A 13,744-nucleotide genomic window follows, 5' to 3' on the forward strand; every position below is an offset into this window, starting at 1 on the left:
CCGCCTGAGGTGGCGGCAGGACGACGACCACGCGGCGGGCCGCGCCGCTCAGACCTGCAGCTCGCCGGACCAGACGGTCACGGCGTGGCCGGCCAGCTCGACCCGGTCGCCGCGCAGCGTGGTGCGCACCGTGCCACCGCGCTCGGAGACCTGCGCGCCGACGAGCGCGTCCCGGCCGAGCCGTCCCGACCAGTACGGCGACAGCACGCAGTGGGCCGATCCCGTCACCGGATCCTCGGGAACGCCCACACGCGGGGCGAAGAAGCGGGACACGAAGTCGGCGGATCCGTCACCCGGGGCGGTGACGATCACGCCTCGGGCGTCGACCGCGGTGAGCCGCTCGACGTCCGGCCGCAGCCCGCGCACCACATCGGCCGACTCGACCTCGGCGAGGACGTCGAACCGGCTGCGGCCCACCCACACGGGTGTGACCCCGAGGGCCTCCGCCAGGCCGTCCGGAGCCTCGGTCTTCTCGGGCGGCGCGGCCGGGAAGTCCATCGCGATCAGGTCGTCGCCGGCCTGCTCGGTGGCGAGGACGCCGCTCTTCGTCGCGAACTCCAGCCGGCCCCGGGCGCCGAGGGAGTACAGCACGTGCGCGGTGGCCAGCGTCGCGTGCCCGCACAGCGCCACCTCGACGGCGGGGGTGAACCAGCGCAGCCCGTACGGCCCCTGGCCGCCGTCCGTCACGAAGGCGGTCTCCGAGTGCCGCATCTCGGCCGCGACCGCCTGCATCCACTCGTCGGGCACGGGATCGTCCAGCAGGCAGACGCCGGCCGGGTTGCCTCTGAAGGGTTTGTCGGTGAAGGAGTCGACGGTGAAGACGCGCATGTCCCGGGATTGTACGGCGGCCGGTGGGACGGTCAGCGGGGCAGCAGGGTCAGGGCGTCCCGCGCGACCTGGAGCTCCTCGCGTGGACGGACCACCAGGACCGGCACGCGGGCGTCCGGGGGACTCACCACGGCGTCCTCGTCCACGTCCCACCGCGCGGGCGGCTCGACGCCCAGCACGGCGAGGCGGCGGCACACGTCGTCGCGCACCTCGGGCTGGTCCCAGCCGATCTCGCCGGTGAAGACCAGCGCGTCGAGCCGGTCGAGGTTCGAGGCCGCGGCCGCCACCTCCCGGGCCACCCGGTGCGCGAACACCTCCAGGGCCAGCGCCGCCGCCTCCTCCTTCGACGCGACCAGGTCGCGCGTGTCGCCGGACAGCCCGTCCGACAGCCCGAGCAGGCCCGAGGCGTGCTCCAGGCCGTCGCGGAGCTCGTCGAGCGTGAGGCGGCCGCCCGCCAGCAGCCACAGCAGCATCCCGGGGTCGACGCTGCCCGACCGCTTGCTCATCGGCACGCCCTCGAGCGGGGTGAAGCCCATCGAGGTGTCCACGCTGCGGCCCTCCCGCACGGCGCAGACCGAGCAGCCGCCGCCGAGGTGGGTGAGGACGAGCTGGAGGTCCTCCGCGGGACGGCCGAGCATCTCCCGCGCCCGCCCGGCGGCCCAGGCGTACGAGAGCCCGTGGAAGCCGTACCTGCGCAGCCCCCACCGGCGGCGCCACTCCGCCGGGACGGGGTAGGTGGCGGCGGCGCGGGGCAGTCCCGCGTGGAACGCGGTGTCCGGGCAGAGGACGTGCGGGACGGACGGCAGCGCGCGCCGGGCCGCCTCGACGAGCGCGAGGGCCGGCGGCACGTGCAGCGGGGCGAGGTCGGCGTACCCGCGGACGGCCTCGATCACGTCGTCGTCGGCCACGGTCGGCTTCACCACGGCGTCGCCTCCGTGGACCAGGCGGTGGCCGACGATCGCCACTTCGGCGTCGCCGGCCTCGGCGAGGAAGTCCGCCACCGTCCGCTCGGCGGCCGACGGGTCGGGGCTGCGCTCGCTGTGCTCCGTCCGCAGCACGCGGCCGTCCCTGACCAGGTGGAGCTGGAGGCTCGACGAGCCCGCGTTGACCGTGAGCACGACCGGTGTCATAGCCGTCCGAGTCCCCCGGAGATCCCGCCGCAAACGCGGCTTCAGGGGCGGACGGCGCACAGCAGGCGGTCGTGACCGCGCTGCCAGAGCGTTCCGATCTCGCCGAAGCCGGCGTCGCGGAGGGCGTTGACGTGGGTCGACAGATGGCCCGACTCCGAGCCGTGGTGCCCGGCGGCGGCCGTCCTCCCGCCGCGCGCCCGCGTCAGATCGGCGAGCGCGGGGTCCGCGGTGACCGCGTCCCACCACTGCCGCCAGTCCTCCGGCCGGCCCTGCGCGAACCGCCGCCGCTCCTCCCTCTCGTGGACGGCGACCTCCAGCCTCGCCAGGGTCGGCGTCGCGTCGCCGGAGATCAGGTGGTCGCCGTTCAGGAACAGGCCGCCGGGCCGCAGGACGGTCGCCAGCTCGCCGTACACGCGCCGCAGTTCGGGCTCGGGCAGCCAGTGCAGCGCGGTCGTGCTCACGGCGGCGTCGGCCGGCCGGTCGAGCCCGAGGGCGTCGCTCCACCCGGGCACGCGCAGGTCGAGGTCGGCGAAGCGCAGGTTCTCCAGACGGCCGTACGCGGACCGGCCCAGCGCGAGCAGCAGCGGGTCGGTGTCGACCGCGACGACGGTCGCGCGGGGCAGCCGGTCGAGCAGGCGGGCCGACAGCGAGCCGGGGCCGCAGCCGAGGTCGATCACGAGGGGGTCCGGCCGGCCCACTCCGGCCTCCACGGCGTCGATCAGGGCGGTGAAGCGCTCCTCCCGGTCAGGCAGGTAGCCCTCCTGCTGGCGGTCCCACCGCTCGACCCATTCCCGGGCCACGTCGTACGTCGGCATGACGCCTCCTGTAACTGTCACATATGCTTTCGCCAGTCACAACATAAGCAGTGAGGGTGTAACTGGTCAAGTGAACTTCAACAGTCACAACGATGCGGTCGTGGCGATCGCCGTCGATCTGGTGAACGCCTTGACGCCCGGAGAGGCCCGGGGCCGGCCGTACGAGCCGCCCCAGGGCGAGGAGCTGCCGGAAGCCGTCGCCCAAGCCCTCGGGGACCGGCGGGCGCGGCGGGTCACGGCCGGGGAGGCGGGCGAGCTCGCCCAGGTGGCGGTGGCCCTGCGCGGGGTCTTCGAGGCGTCCGGCAGGGGCGACGTGGACGCGGCCGCCCACCTGGTGAACGGCCTGCTGGCCGAGACCGACGCCCGGCCGCACCTCGACCGGCACGACGGCGAGCCGTGGCACCTGCACTACCACGGCACCGGGGGCACGCTCGCGGGCGACTACGCCGCGAGCTGCGCCACCGGCCTCGCCGTGGTGCTCGGCGGCGAGCTGCACGACCGTCTCGGCGTGTGCACGGCGCCGCACTGCGACCGGGTGTACGTCGACACCTCGCGCAACGGCACCCGCCGCTTCTGCTCGACCGCCTGCCAGAACCGGGTGAAGACGGCCGCCTTCCGGGCCCGGAACGCCTAGGCGCGCAGGTCGGGGGGCGGCGGGACGAAGGGCGGCCCCGCCGTCGCGCTCGCGCGGAGCGCTCAGGCGGGCTCGACGTCGGCGACGACGCAGCTGATGTTGTCCGGGCCGCCGCCCTCGTTGGCCAGGTCGATGAGCCGCCGCACGACGTCCTCCGGCTCGGCGACCGTGCTCAGCACGTGGTGCAGGGTCTCCGGCTCCAGGACGGCGGTCAGGCCGTCCGAGCACAGCAGGTAGCGGTCGCCGGGGTGGGCGTCGCGCAGCGAGAGGTCGGGATCGGCGAACCCGCTCGTCTCCAGGGCGCGCAGCAGCAGCGAGCGGTTGGGGTGCCGGGCCGCCTGGTCGGGGCTCATCCGGCCGTCGTCCACGAGCGACTGCACCAGCGTGTGGTCGCGGGTGATCTGGTAGAGGGCGCCGTCCCGCAGCATGTACGCCCGCGAGTCGCCGACGTGCGCCACCGCGAACCTGGTCGAGCCGTCCCACAGCATCGCCGTGACGGTGGTGCCCATCCGCTCCAGCGAGGGATCCTGCTCGGCCAGGTCGCTCAACCTCTGCCCCGCCTGATGGACCGCGGTGTCGAGGGCCGCCACCGGGTCCTCCGGCATCGGCCCCTCCTCCAAGGCCGCCAGCGCGGCGATGACGGCGGCGCTCGCCACCTCGCCGTGGCCGTGCCCGCCCATCCCGTCGGCGATGGCGAGCAGGCGCTCTCCCGCGTGCAGCGAGTCCTCGTTCTTGGCGCGAGCGCGCCCCACATCGGAGCCGGCGGCGTAGCGAATGCGGTTGTGCGTCATGCTTTTGAGTAAACCATTGGTTGAGTGACTTCACAAGCATCGGTGCTACGCTGACTCCATGAGCCAGGACGCCACAGTGAACGCGGGCGACATCGCCCGGCTCGCCGACGTCGGCAGGGCGGCGGTGAGCAACTGGCGCCGCCGGTACGAGGACTTCCCCCAGCCGGTGGGCGGCACCGCCTCCAGCCCGCTCTTCTCCCTGCCTGAGATCGAGGCGTGGCTGCGCAGGAACGGCAAGTCGTACGAGGTCTCCCTAGGGGACCGGGTGTGGCAGCGGCTCCGTGGCGCGGCCGGCGACCTGCACCTGGGCGAGGCGCTGGGCCGCGTGGGGGCGTTCCTGCTCTACCTGCGCCGCGATCCCGAGGGCTGGGAGCGGCTGTCCCGGACCGCCGACCTGGCCGCACGGCTGCCGGAGGCGGTGGCAGCGGCGACCGGGGACCTCCCCGAGACCTCGGCCGAGCCGGCCGACCCCGACCTGCTCCGCCTCGTCGCGACGATGGCGGCCCGTGAGGGGGAGGCCGAGACGTTCGAGTTCCTCTGCGAGCGGTACGTCGAGGTTCACAGCCGCCGTCTGTCCCTCACCCGGGCCGACGCCGCCGAGCTGATGACGCGGCTCGCCTGCGAGGGGGCCGGGTCCGTCCTCGACCCCGCGTGCGGCCTCGGCACCCTGCTCCTGGCCGCGCCGGGCGGCCGGCTGCTCGGACAGGACGCGGGGGAGGAGGCCGCCGTCCTCGCCGCGCTGCGCCTGCTGCTGCGCGGCCGGGACGCCGCCGTCGTGCCGGGGGACGCCCTGCGGCACGACGGGTTCCCCGGCACGCAGGCCGACGCGGTCGTGTGCGACCCGCCGTTCAACGAACGCGCCTGGGGGCACGAGGAACTGGTCGGCGACCCCCGCTGGCAGTACGGCACGCCGCCGCGGGGGGAGCCGGAGCTGGCCTGGGTGCAGCACTGCCTCGCGCACGTCCGGACCGGCGGCCTGGTCGCCATCCTGATGCCGGCCGCCGCCGCGAGCCGCCGGCCCGGCCGGCGCATCCGGTCCAACCTCCTGCGGGCCGGCGCGCTGCGGGCCGTCGTCACGCTGCCGTCCGGCGGGCCCGACCTGTGGCTGCTGCGGCGTCCCGAGCCGGGGGAGCGGCGGCCCGCGGCCGTCCTCGTGACCGACGCGTCCGGCGGGCCGGAGGTCGCCGAGGCCGCCTGGCGGGCGTACCTGGCGGGCGCCCCGCAGCCGCCCGCGAGCCGGGCCGTCCCCATCATCGACGTCCTCGACGACGAGGTGGACGTCAGCCCGGCCCGTCACCTGTCGCCGCGCAGCGACGCCCGCGGCTACCCGGCGGCCCTCGACCGGTTCCGGGAGGCGTCCGCGGCGCTGGCCGCGGCGCCGCCCGACCTGGAGGTGCTCGCCGAGGGCGCGGCGGACTGGGACGCGCCGGTCACCACGATCGCCGAACTGGCCAAGGCGGGCCTGCTCGCCGTCAGCCACTCGACGCTGCGCGCGCTCCCCGAGGAGGACGCGGCGGACGAGGCGGGCGTGCCCGTCCTCACGGCCGACGACCTGCTGTCCGGCGGCCCGCCCACCGGCCGCGCGACCGGCGCGGGCGGCCAGGTGACCGTGCGCCCCGGAGACGTGGTGGCGTCCGCGGTCGCCGCGCGGGTCGTCCGGGCGGAGGGGGCGGTGCTCGGCCCGCAGCTCAGCCTGTTCCGGGCCGACCCCGGCCACCTCGACCCCGACTTCCTGGCCGGGTTCCTCCGCTTCGCCCTCGGCGGGGGCCGGCCCCACCTCGGGTCGAGCCGGGTGGACGTCCGCCGGGTCCGCGTGCCGCGCCTTCCCCTGCCCGCCCAGCGCGCGTACGGCGCGGCCTTCCGGCGGCTGCTCGCGCTGGAGGACGGGCTGCGCGAGGCCTCCGCCGCGGGCGAGGAGCTCGCCCGGGTCGGCGTCGAAGGACTGATCGACGGACGTCTTCGCCCTCGTGGATGAAGGTGTAACTTTTTCCCCGGAAGGTCGACGGGAGGGGCGCATGGTCATCGGCGACCGGTATGAGCTGGACGACCTCCCCTTGGGCCAGGGCGGCATGGGCGCGGTCTACGGCGGGCACGACCGGCGCCTCGACCGCAAGGTGGCCGTGAAGTTCCTCCGGTTTCCCGACGGCCCCGACGAGGAGCTGGAGCGCCGGTTCATCCGCGAGGCGCGCATCCTCGCCCGGCTGGAGCACCCGGGCGCGCCGGTCCTGTACGACTTCGGCACCTATGAGCAGCGGCTGTTCCAGGTCATGCAGTTCATCGAGGGTGTGACGGTCGCCGACCTGCTCAGCGAGCACGGGCCGCTGCCGGTGCCGTGGGCCGCCGCCATCGCCGCGCAGGCGTGCGCCGTGCTGACCGCGGCACACGAGCTGTCGATCTGCCACCGGGACCTCAAGCCGACCAACCTCATGCTCTGCCCGGACGGCAGCGTCAAGGTGCTCGACTTCGGGCTCGCCATGCTGCGGGAGGCCGACGTCGCCCAGTTCACCCGGGTGGGCCAGATCCTCGGCACCCCGGCGTACATGTCGCCCGAGCAGATCCAGCGCGGCGTGGCCGACCCGAAGAGCGACCTGTACGCCCTCGGGTGCGTGCTGCACGAGATGCTGACCGGCCGGCAGCTGTTCACCGGGCCGACCGAGTACGCCGTGTTCGACAAGCAGGTGAAGGAGCGGCCCCCGCGGGTGCCCGGCGTGCCGGCCGACCTCGACGGGCTCGTCGCGCAGCTGCTGGAGAAGGAGCCCCGCGACCGTCCCGCCGACGCGTACGAGCTCTACGAGCGGCTGCAGCCGTTCGCCGTCGACCTGCCGATGCTGCCCGGGTTCCTCAACCCGCCGTCCGTCCCGAGCCCGGGCCGCATGTACGCCCGCATGGTGGGCCGCGTCCGCTGACGCACCCGGTCAGGGGCGGCCGCGCCAGGCGGCGAGGACCTCCTCGACACGGGGGCGGATGCGGTCCCGTGCGGTCATCCGCGGCACGCCGGACATCAGCAGCGCGTCGTACTCGGTGTCGAGGTGCCGCACGCTCGCGACGACGGCCAGCGTCACGGCGCCCTCGTCCAGCGCGCGGGCGGCGGCCGTGCGGCCCACCCGCCCGCTGCCGCGCTCGGCCGCGTGCTCCGCGATCGCGGCGGCCCGGCCGGCGGGGCAGCGGGGGAAGAGGCGGACGATCTCGGCGGCCATCCGCTCCCGGAACTCGGCGTCCTGACCTTCCCGCCGCTCCCGGTCGCGTTCGCGGCGGCGCAGCCGGACCTCCTCGTCGGCCAGGCACCGCTCCTCGGCCAGCGCCAGCGCGCCCTCCTCCACGAGGACGCCGAGCCGCTCGTACCGCTTGCGCCTGCGGTTGTACCGCACCACGACGGCCGACAGCCCGCTCTCCTTCTTGGCCCGCCGGCTTAGCGCGGCGTTCCCGGCCGGCAGCAGGTGCAGGTGGTCCATGTCCGCGCAGGTCAGGCAGTGGGGCCGGTCGTCCTCCATGATGAGGTACGGCCCGGCGCCGCCGCACCCGGCGCAGGTCCAGGGCTCCAGGGGCGCGACCACGACGAGGTCGGGGGCCCGGTCGAGCCGCTCCGCCAGCTGCCGCCGGCGGCTCTCGCTCAGCTCGGGGGAGACCCAGTGCACGCGGAACCGGCGCTCCAGCTCGTCGTCGCCGGCCGCCGTGAAGCGCAGCGGGCGGCCGTCCCTGCTCGCGGCCCGGTAGGCCGTCTCGCTCGGCAGCAGCCCCCGTTCCGCGGCCCACTCGCCGAGGTGCGCGACGGCCTCGGCCATCCTCGCCTCGTCCACGGCGGCCAGCCGTTCGAGGCTGTCGACGCGGCCCTGCCTCCAGGCGTCCACGTGGCGGCCGTGCAGCCACCGCAGGCCGGTGAGGACGTCGATCGCGGTCACGTACCGGCGGGTCCCGAGGGCGATCTCCGCCGCCTGGGCCACCCGGCCGCCGAGCTTGCTGCGCACGGGCACCAGCCTGCCCTACGCGGACGCGGTCCGCCTGCCGACCGCGGCCAGCAGTCCCACGGCCGCGAACGCGGAGATGGTCGCGGACCCCCCGTACGACACGAACGGGAGGGGCAGCCCGGCGATCGGCAGCAGGCCCATGGTCATCCCGACGTTGACGAACGTCTGGAACGCCAGCCAGCACACCACCCCGCCCGCCAGCACGGTCCCGAACGGCGAGGGGCTGCGGCCCGCGATCCGCAGTCCCTGCCACAGCAGCAGGAGCATCAGCACGATCACGCAGGCGGCGCCGGCGAACCCGAGCTCCTCGCCGGCCACGGTGAAGATGAAGTCGGTGTGCTGTTCCGGCACGAAGTGCCCGGCCGTCTGCTCGCCGTGGAACAGCCCCTTGCCCAGCACGCCGCCCGAGCCTATGGCGATCCGCGCCTGGGTCGCGTTGTAGCCGACGCCCAGCGGGTCGGCGTCCGGGTCGGCGAGCACCATCAGGCGCTGGAGCTGGTAGGGCCGGATCAGGTCGAGCCGCCACACCAGCAGCAGCACGGCCGCGGCGGAGGCCGCGAGACCCGCGAACCAGCGGACGGGGACCCCGGCGACCAGCAGCATCCCGCCCGTCACCGCGGCGAACACGAGCATCGTCCCGAAGTCGGGCTGCAGCATGATCAGCCCGATCGGCACGGCCGCCAGCCCGAGCGCGAGCAGCACCGCCCCCGCTCCCGGCCGCCGCTCGCCGTCCCTGAGCTCGCCGAGCGCCGCCGCCACCGCGAGGACCGTCCCCACCTTGGCGAACTCCGACGGCTGGAACTGCAGGCCGGACCCGAGCACGATCCAGGCGTGCGAGCCGTTGACCGTCCGCCCCAGCGGCGTCAGCACCGCGACCAGCGCTGCGAGGCCGCCCAGGTAGAACACCGGCACGTACGCCCGCAGGAGGCGCAGGTCGCACCGCGACAACAGCCACATCAGCGCGAACCCCAGGCCCACGCTGAGCGCCTGGCGCTGCAGAAGGGTGGACCCGGGCTCGTTCCTGGTGGCCGACAGGACCAGCAGCAGCCCGATGCCCGACAGGGCCGCCGCCGGGAGCACGACCCCCCAGGCAGCGAACGCGCCCCGGGCCCTCGGCCGCGGGCGCGACCTGAGCCGGGCGGGCGACAGCCGTACGGGGAGGAACGTCGTCATCGGGCACCACCCGCCGGCTTGTGCTTCGCGTGCTTCTTGTGCTTCTTGTGCGTCGCGTGCTTCTTCTTCGGGGAGAGGTGGTAGATGCCCTCCCAGATCTTCCGCGCCGCCGGAGCCGCGGTGCTCGCTCCCATGCCGCCCTGCGACACCACCACGACCACCACGTACTTCGGGTGCCCGGCCGGGGCGAACGACGCGAACCAGGACGTGTCCTGCCTGCCGTACGCCTCGGCCGTGCCGGTCTTGCCGGCCACCGAGAGCCGTTTGAACGGGAAGCCCTTGAAGGCGGCCGCGGCCGTGCCGGTGCGGGGGACGCCGGCGAGGGAGTCGCGGATGTACCGCAGCGTCTTCGCCGGAACGTCGACGTGCCCCACGACCGGCGGGGTGATCGTGCGCGCCACCGAGCCGTCCGGGCGCACCACGGCCTTGGCGACGCGCGGGCTGATCACCCGGCCGCCGTTGGCCAGCGCGGCGTACCCCCGGGCGAGCTGGAGCGGGGTCACCAGGACGTCGCCCTGCCCGATGGCGAAGTTGGCCGCGTCCCCGGCCCACCACACGCCGCCGTCGCGGCAGTTCTCCGCCGCGAGCCGCTTGAGGTAGGCCGCCCGCTTGCGGTCCGGGACGTCCGGATAGCCGGTCTTGGCTCGGCGGCAGGTGTCGGCCCGGCCGCGCTCCCAGGTGGCCTTCTTCCAGGCGCGGTCCGGGACCCGGCCGGCCGCCTCGTTCGGCAGGTCGATCCCGGTGCGGACGCCGAAGCCGAACTGCTTGGCCATGGCCTGCATGGGGTCCTTCGGGTGCCGGACCGGTTTCAGCCCGCCGTCGCGCCTCCACATCCTGTCGGCGAAGCGGTAGAAGATCGTGTCGCACGACACCACGAGGGCCCGGCGCATGTTCATGCGGCCGAGCGCGATGCCGTCGAAGTTGTGGAACGCCCGGCCGCCCACCTTGTACGACCCCGGGCAGTCGTAGGTGGCGCCCAGCTTGTAGCCCGCCTTCGCGGCGGCCGCCGTCGAGGTCACCTTCCACGTCGAGCCCGGCGCCCACTGCCCGAGCACGGCGCTGGAGACCAGCGGCAGCGTCTCGTAGTCGCGCTGCGAGATGCCGCCGGTCCACACGCCCGGGTCGTACGTGGGGTAGTCGGCCAGCGCGGCCACGCGCCCGGTGCGCGCCTCCAGCACGACGGCGGCGCCGGCGTCGGCCGGCTCCCCGCGCCTGCGCGCCGAGGCGACGGCGCCCGCCAGCGCCTTCTCCGCCACCCGCTGGATCCGCGCGTCGATGCTCGTGACCAGGCTGTCGCCGGGCTCCGCCGCCTGCTCGCGCAGCAGGCCGGTCACCGTGCCCGTGCTGTCGACCGCCACCTCCCGCACGCCGCTGCGGCCCGCCAGCTCGCGGTCGTACTCCGCCTCCAGCCCGTCACGGCCGACGAGCTCGGGGCCGCCCGGCGGGTCGTCCGGCGACGGCGGCTGGAGGTAGCCGAGCAGGTGGGCCCCGGCCGTGCCGAGCGGGTACGTCCGGACCGGGCGCAGCGCCGTGCTCACGCCGGGGAACTCCTCCTGCCGCTCGGCGATCGACAGCGCCGTCCGCGCGCTCACGTCGTCCGCCACGACGATCGGCTGGTACGGCGAGCCGGGCCAGCAGGGCCGCGGGACGTCGCGGGCGCACAGCCGGGCGCGGTCGGCGATCTCCTGGTACGGCCGGCCCAGGGCCTGCGCGAGCCGCGTCAGCACCGCCCGTCCTCCGTCGGGCTGGTGGATGAGCGCCATGTAGTCCACCGACACCTGCGGCTTGGTCTGGTTGGCCACCAGCGGCCCGCCGTGGACGTCGAGGATCTCCCCCCGGACCGGCGGCAGCGCCACGGTCCGCACCCGCGACTCGGTGGCCGCCCTGGCGTAGTCGGGTCCGGTCGTGACCTGCAGGAACCACAGGCGGCCAAGGAGCGTGACCATGAGCGCGGTCACCACGACGTACAGCACCGCGAGCCGCCCCCGGTGCGCGCTCCTACGCACGGTGCCCCCGCGGGTGGGGCGAGCGGAGCGCGGAACGCGACACGGGCCCGCCGAACCGCCTCCTGCGGGTGACGGGCGCCAGCGCGGCGACCGCCCCGGCGGCCACGGCCGCGCCCGCCGCCGTCCAGGCGAGGGCCCCGGGCAGGACGGCGGCGGTGGCCGCCCACGCTTCGTCGCCGAGCGCGAGCCCGAGCGCCGCGTCGAGCAGGGTCGCGCCGGCGGCGGCCCCGAGCGCCGCGCCCGCCCGCGCCACCGGGCCGGCGTCGTCCGGGACCCGGGCGCACAGCCACCCGGCCAGGCACAGGGCGAGCGCGAGCCGCCCGATCGTGTGGTCCGCGGGCGGCGCGATGTCGGCGGCCAGCCCCGCGGCGAACCCCAGGACGGCCGCCCCCGCCGGGCTCAGCAGCGGCGCGAGCGCGACCACGCCGACGAGCGCCATGGAGGGCCCGCCGCCCGGCAGGTCGAGGGCGTTGACCCCGGCGACCTGCGCCACCGGGGCGAGCAGGACGACGACCGCCGCGGCCAGGACGCGCCTCATCCGGCCGCACCCGCGGGCGGCTCGGCTCCGTCGGGCACCGCGACCGGGCCGCCCAGCACGACCGTGACCAGGTCGAGGGCGGTGAACCGGGCGAACGGCCGGACCAGGGCGGTCGGCGTCAGCGCGCCGGGCGTCCGCTCCACCGACACGACCGTGCCGATCGGCACGTCCGGCACGTACGGCCGCATGTTCTCCGACCCCAGCGTGACCACGCGGTCGCCCGGCCGCACCGCCGCCGTCGCGCTGAGCAGGCTCAGCCGCAGCAGCCCGCGCTCGGGCACGCCCGTGACCAGGCCGACCTCGCGGGAGGTCTCCAGCCGTGCGCCGATCGAGGCGGCCGCGGCCGTGGCGAGCTGGACGGTGGCCGTCGACGGGCCCGCCCGGACGACCCGCCCCACCAGCCCGTCGGCGTCGAACACGGTCATGTCCCCGGTGACGCCCGCACGGGTCCCGGCGTCGATCGTGACCGTCTGGTCCCGGCCGAACGCGATCGCGTGGGCGGGCGCCACCCGGTAGTCGCCGGCCCCGGCCGGCGCCTGCGAGGGACGGCGGGCGGCGAGCAGGGCGGCCCGCAGGCGGGCGTTCTCCCGCTCGACCCCGTCCAGGCGGCGCGGGTCGACCGCCAGTCGCGTGACCGAGGACACCCCGCTCTCCAGCGAGCCGTACACGACCGATCCGAGCGCCCGCAGCGGGGGCAGCGTCAGCCAGTGGTCCGCCGCGACGAGCAGCACCGACACGGCGACCAGCAGCGCCGGCACGCGGCGGCCGGAGGCCGTCCTCATCGGCGGTTTTCGGGAAGGAACACGTCCTGCATCTCGTCGAACCGCTCGACGCACCGGCCCGCGCCGAGGACGACCGACTTGAGCGGCTGGTCGACCAGGTGGATCGGCATGCCGACGGCCTCCCCGAGCCGCGCGGCCAGCCCGTCGAGCAGCGCGCCGCCCCCGGTCAGCACGATGCCGTTGTCGATCAGGTCGCCCGCGAGCTCGGCCGGGCACTGGTCGAGCGTCGTCTGCACCGCGTCGACGATCGTCTGGACCTGGTCCTCGATCGCCTCGCGCACCTCGGCCCGGCTGATCGCCGCGGTCTTCGGCAGCCCGGTCACCAGGTCGCGGCCGCGGATCGGGACCGACGTCGCGTCGTCCGCGCCGCCCGGCCGGGCGCTGCCTAACGTGATCTTGATGTGCTCCGCCGTCCGCTCGCCCAGGAGCAGGGCGTGCTCCTTCTTGACGTAGTTGACGATGGCCTCGTCGAGCTCGTCGCCGCCCACCCTGACCGACTTGGCGACGACCACGCCGCCGAGCGACACGATCGCGACCTCGGTCGTGCCGCCGCCGATGTCGACGACCATGTTGCCGGTGGTGTCGCCGACGTTGAGCCCGGCGCCGATCGCGGCGGCCATCGGCTCCTCGATGATGTGGACCCGCCGCGCGCCCGCCTCGTACGCGGCCTCCCTGACCGCCCGCTGCTCGACGCTGGTGGTGCCGCTGGGCACGGCGACCACGACGCGGGGCTTGGCGAGGTAGCGGTTCTTGTGCGAAAGCTGGATGAAGTGGCGCAGCATCCGCTCGGCGGCGTCGAGGTCGGCGATCACGCCGTCCTTGAGCGGGCGCATGGTGACGATGTGCGGGGGAGTGCGGCCGATCATCTCCTTGGCCGCCGTGCCGACCGCCACGATCCGGTCCGTGTGCATGTTGATCGCCACCACGGACGGCTCGTCCAGCACCACGCCCTTCTTGCGCACGTACACGAGCGTGTTCGCCGTACCGAGATCGACCGCGATGTCCCGGCCGAGCAATCCCCACGGGAAACCCATCGCCGACCAGCTTTCAGAGAGGGAGAGCACGGCGTGGCCGCTGCCCGG

Annotated in this window: 13 protein-coding genes; 3 read left to right on the plus strand and 10 right to left on the minus strand. The window is 75.4% G+C overall.

Annotated features, from left to right (window positions below; all coding sequences use genetic code 11):
• Positions 1 to 48 precede the first annotated feature (48 nt).
• The 3 genes from Mco01_RS12595 to Mco01_RS12605 are packed head-to-tail and all read right to left on the minus strand — an operon-like array spanning position 49 to position 2,773.
• The gene (locus Mco01_RS12595) at positions 49 to 828 is read right to left on the minus strand and encodes a PhzF family phenazine biosynthesis protein (RefSeq protein ID WP_204057071.1); all 780 of its coding nucleotides are present in this window, start codon (positions 826 to 828) and stop codon (positions 49 to 51) included.
• A gap of 32 nt (positions 829 to 860) precedes the next feature.
• Complete coding sequence (locus tag Mco01_RS12600; protein WP_204057072.1) at positions 861 to 1,958, minus strand: acetate/propionate family kinase; 1,098 nt, start codon at positions 1,956 to 1,958, stop codon at positions 861 to 863.
• Between the two features lie 41 nt (positions 1,959 to 1,999).
• Positions 2,000 to 2,773 (minus strand): class I SAM-dependent methyltransferase, encoded by a 774-nt coding sequence (locus tag Mco01_RS12605; protein ID WP_204057073.1) that lies wholly within the window; start codon positions 2,771 to 2,773, stop codon positions 2,000 to 2,002.
• Positions 2,774 to 2,843: 70 nt separating this feature from the next.
• On the opposite strand from Mco01_RS12605, the gene Mco01_RS12610 reads away from it, so the two are divergent.
• Positions 2,844 to 3,407, plus strand: a complete 564-nt coding sequence (locus Mco01_RS12610; protein ID WP_204057074.1) for a CGNR zinc finger domain-containing protein — start codon at positions 2,844 to 2,846, stop codon at positions 3,405 to 3,407.
• 62 nt (positions 3,408 to 3,469) lie between these two features.
• Here Mco01_RS12610 and Mco01_RS12615 read toward each other — a convergent pair whose 3' ends face one another.
• A complete protein-coding gene (locus tag Mco01_RS12615; RefSeq protein WP_204057075.1) occupies positions 3,470 to 4,198 on the minus strand; it encodes a PP2C family protein-serine/threonine phosphatase in 729 nt (242 codons plus the stop codon).
• Positions 4,199 to 4,256: 58 nt separating this feature from the next.
• Here Mco01_RS12615 and Mco01_RS12620 point away from each other — a divergent pair, with 58 nt between their 5' ends.
• Together Mco01_RS12620 and Mco01_RS12625 are read left to right on the plus strand one after the other, a co-directional pair.
• A complete protein-coding gene (locus Mco01_RS12620) occupies positions 4,257 to 6,173 on the plus strand; it encodes an HsdM family class I SAM-dependent methyltransferase (RefSeq protein ID WP_204057076.1) in 1,917 nt (638 codons plus the stop codon).
• 40 nt (positions 6,174 to 6,213) lie between these two features.
• Positions 6,214 to 7,104 carry a serine/threonine-protein kinase gene (locus Mco01_RS12625; protein WP_204057077.1) on the plus strand — a complete coding sequence of 297 codons (891 nt, stop codon included), beginning with the start codon at positions 6,214 to 6,216 and terminating at the stop codon, positions 7,102 to 7,104.
• Positions 7,105 to 7,113: 9 nt separating this feature from the next.
• On the opposite strand, the gene Mco01_RS12630 is transcribed toward Mco01_RS12625, so the two are convergent.
• The 6 genes from Mco01_RS12630 to Mco01_RS12655 are packed head-to-tail and all read right to left on the minus strand — an operon-like array spanning position 7,114 to position 13,696.
• A complete protein-coding gene (locus tag Mco01_RS12630) occupies positions 7,114 to 8,163 on the minus strand; it encodes a DUF2293 domain-containing protein (RefSeq protein ID WP_239103563.1) in 1,050 nt (349 codons plus the stop codon).
• 15 nt (positions 8,164 to 8,178) lie between these two features.
• A complete protein-coding gene (rodA, locus tag Mco01_RS12635; protein WP_204057078.1) occupies positions 8,179 to 9,336 on the minus strand; it encodes a rod shape-determining protein RodA in 1,158 nt (385 codons plus the stop codon).
• The gene (gene mrdA, locus Mco01_RS12640; RefSeq protein ID WP_204057079.1) at positions 9,333 to 11,342 is read right to left on the minus strand and encodes a penicillin-binding protein 2; all 2,010 of its coding nucleotides are present in this window, start codon (positions 11,340 to 11,342) and stop codon (positions 9,333 to 9,335) included. Before mrdA ends, rodA begins: the two co-directional genes overlap by 4 nt.
• Positions 11,335 to 11,880, minus strand: a complete 546-nt coding sequence (locus Mco01_RS12645) for a rod shape-determining protein MreD (RefSeq protein WP_204057080.1) — start codon at positions 11,878 to 11,880, stop codon at positions 11,335 to 11,337. The genes mrdA and Mco01_RS12645 overlap by 8 nt, the downstream gene beginning before the upstream one ends.
• Positions 11,877 to 12,662: a rod shape-determining protein MreC gene (mreC, locus tag Mco01_RS12650; protein WP_204057081.1), complete on the minus strand. Its 786-nt coding sequence runs from the start codon at positions 12,660 to 12,662 to the stop codon at positions 11,877 to 11,879. Before mreC ends, Mco01_RS12645 begins: the two co-directional genes overlap by 4 nt.
• Positions 12,659 to 13,696 carry a rod shape-determining protein gene (locus tag Mco01_RS12655; RefSeq protein WP_204057082.1) on the minus strand — a complete coding sequence of 346 codons (1,038 nt, stop codon included), beginning with the start codon at positions 13,694 to 13,696 and terminating at the stop codon, positions 12,659 to 12,661. Before Mco01_RS12655 ends, mreC begins: the two co-directional genes overlap by 4 nt.
• Between the last annotated feature and the right edge of the window lie 48 nt (positions 13,697 to 13,744).

Origin of the sequence: Microbispora corallina, from assembly GCF_016863035.1 — a bacterium.
GTDB classification, from domain to species: domain Bacteria; phylum Actinomycetota; class Actinomycetes; order Streptosporangiales; family Streptosporangiaceae; genus Microbispora; species Microbispora corallina.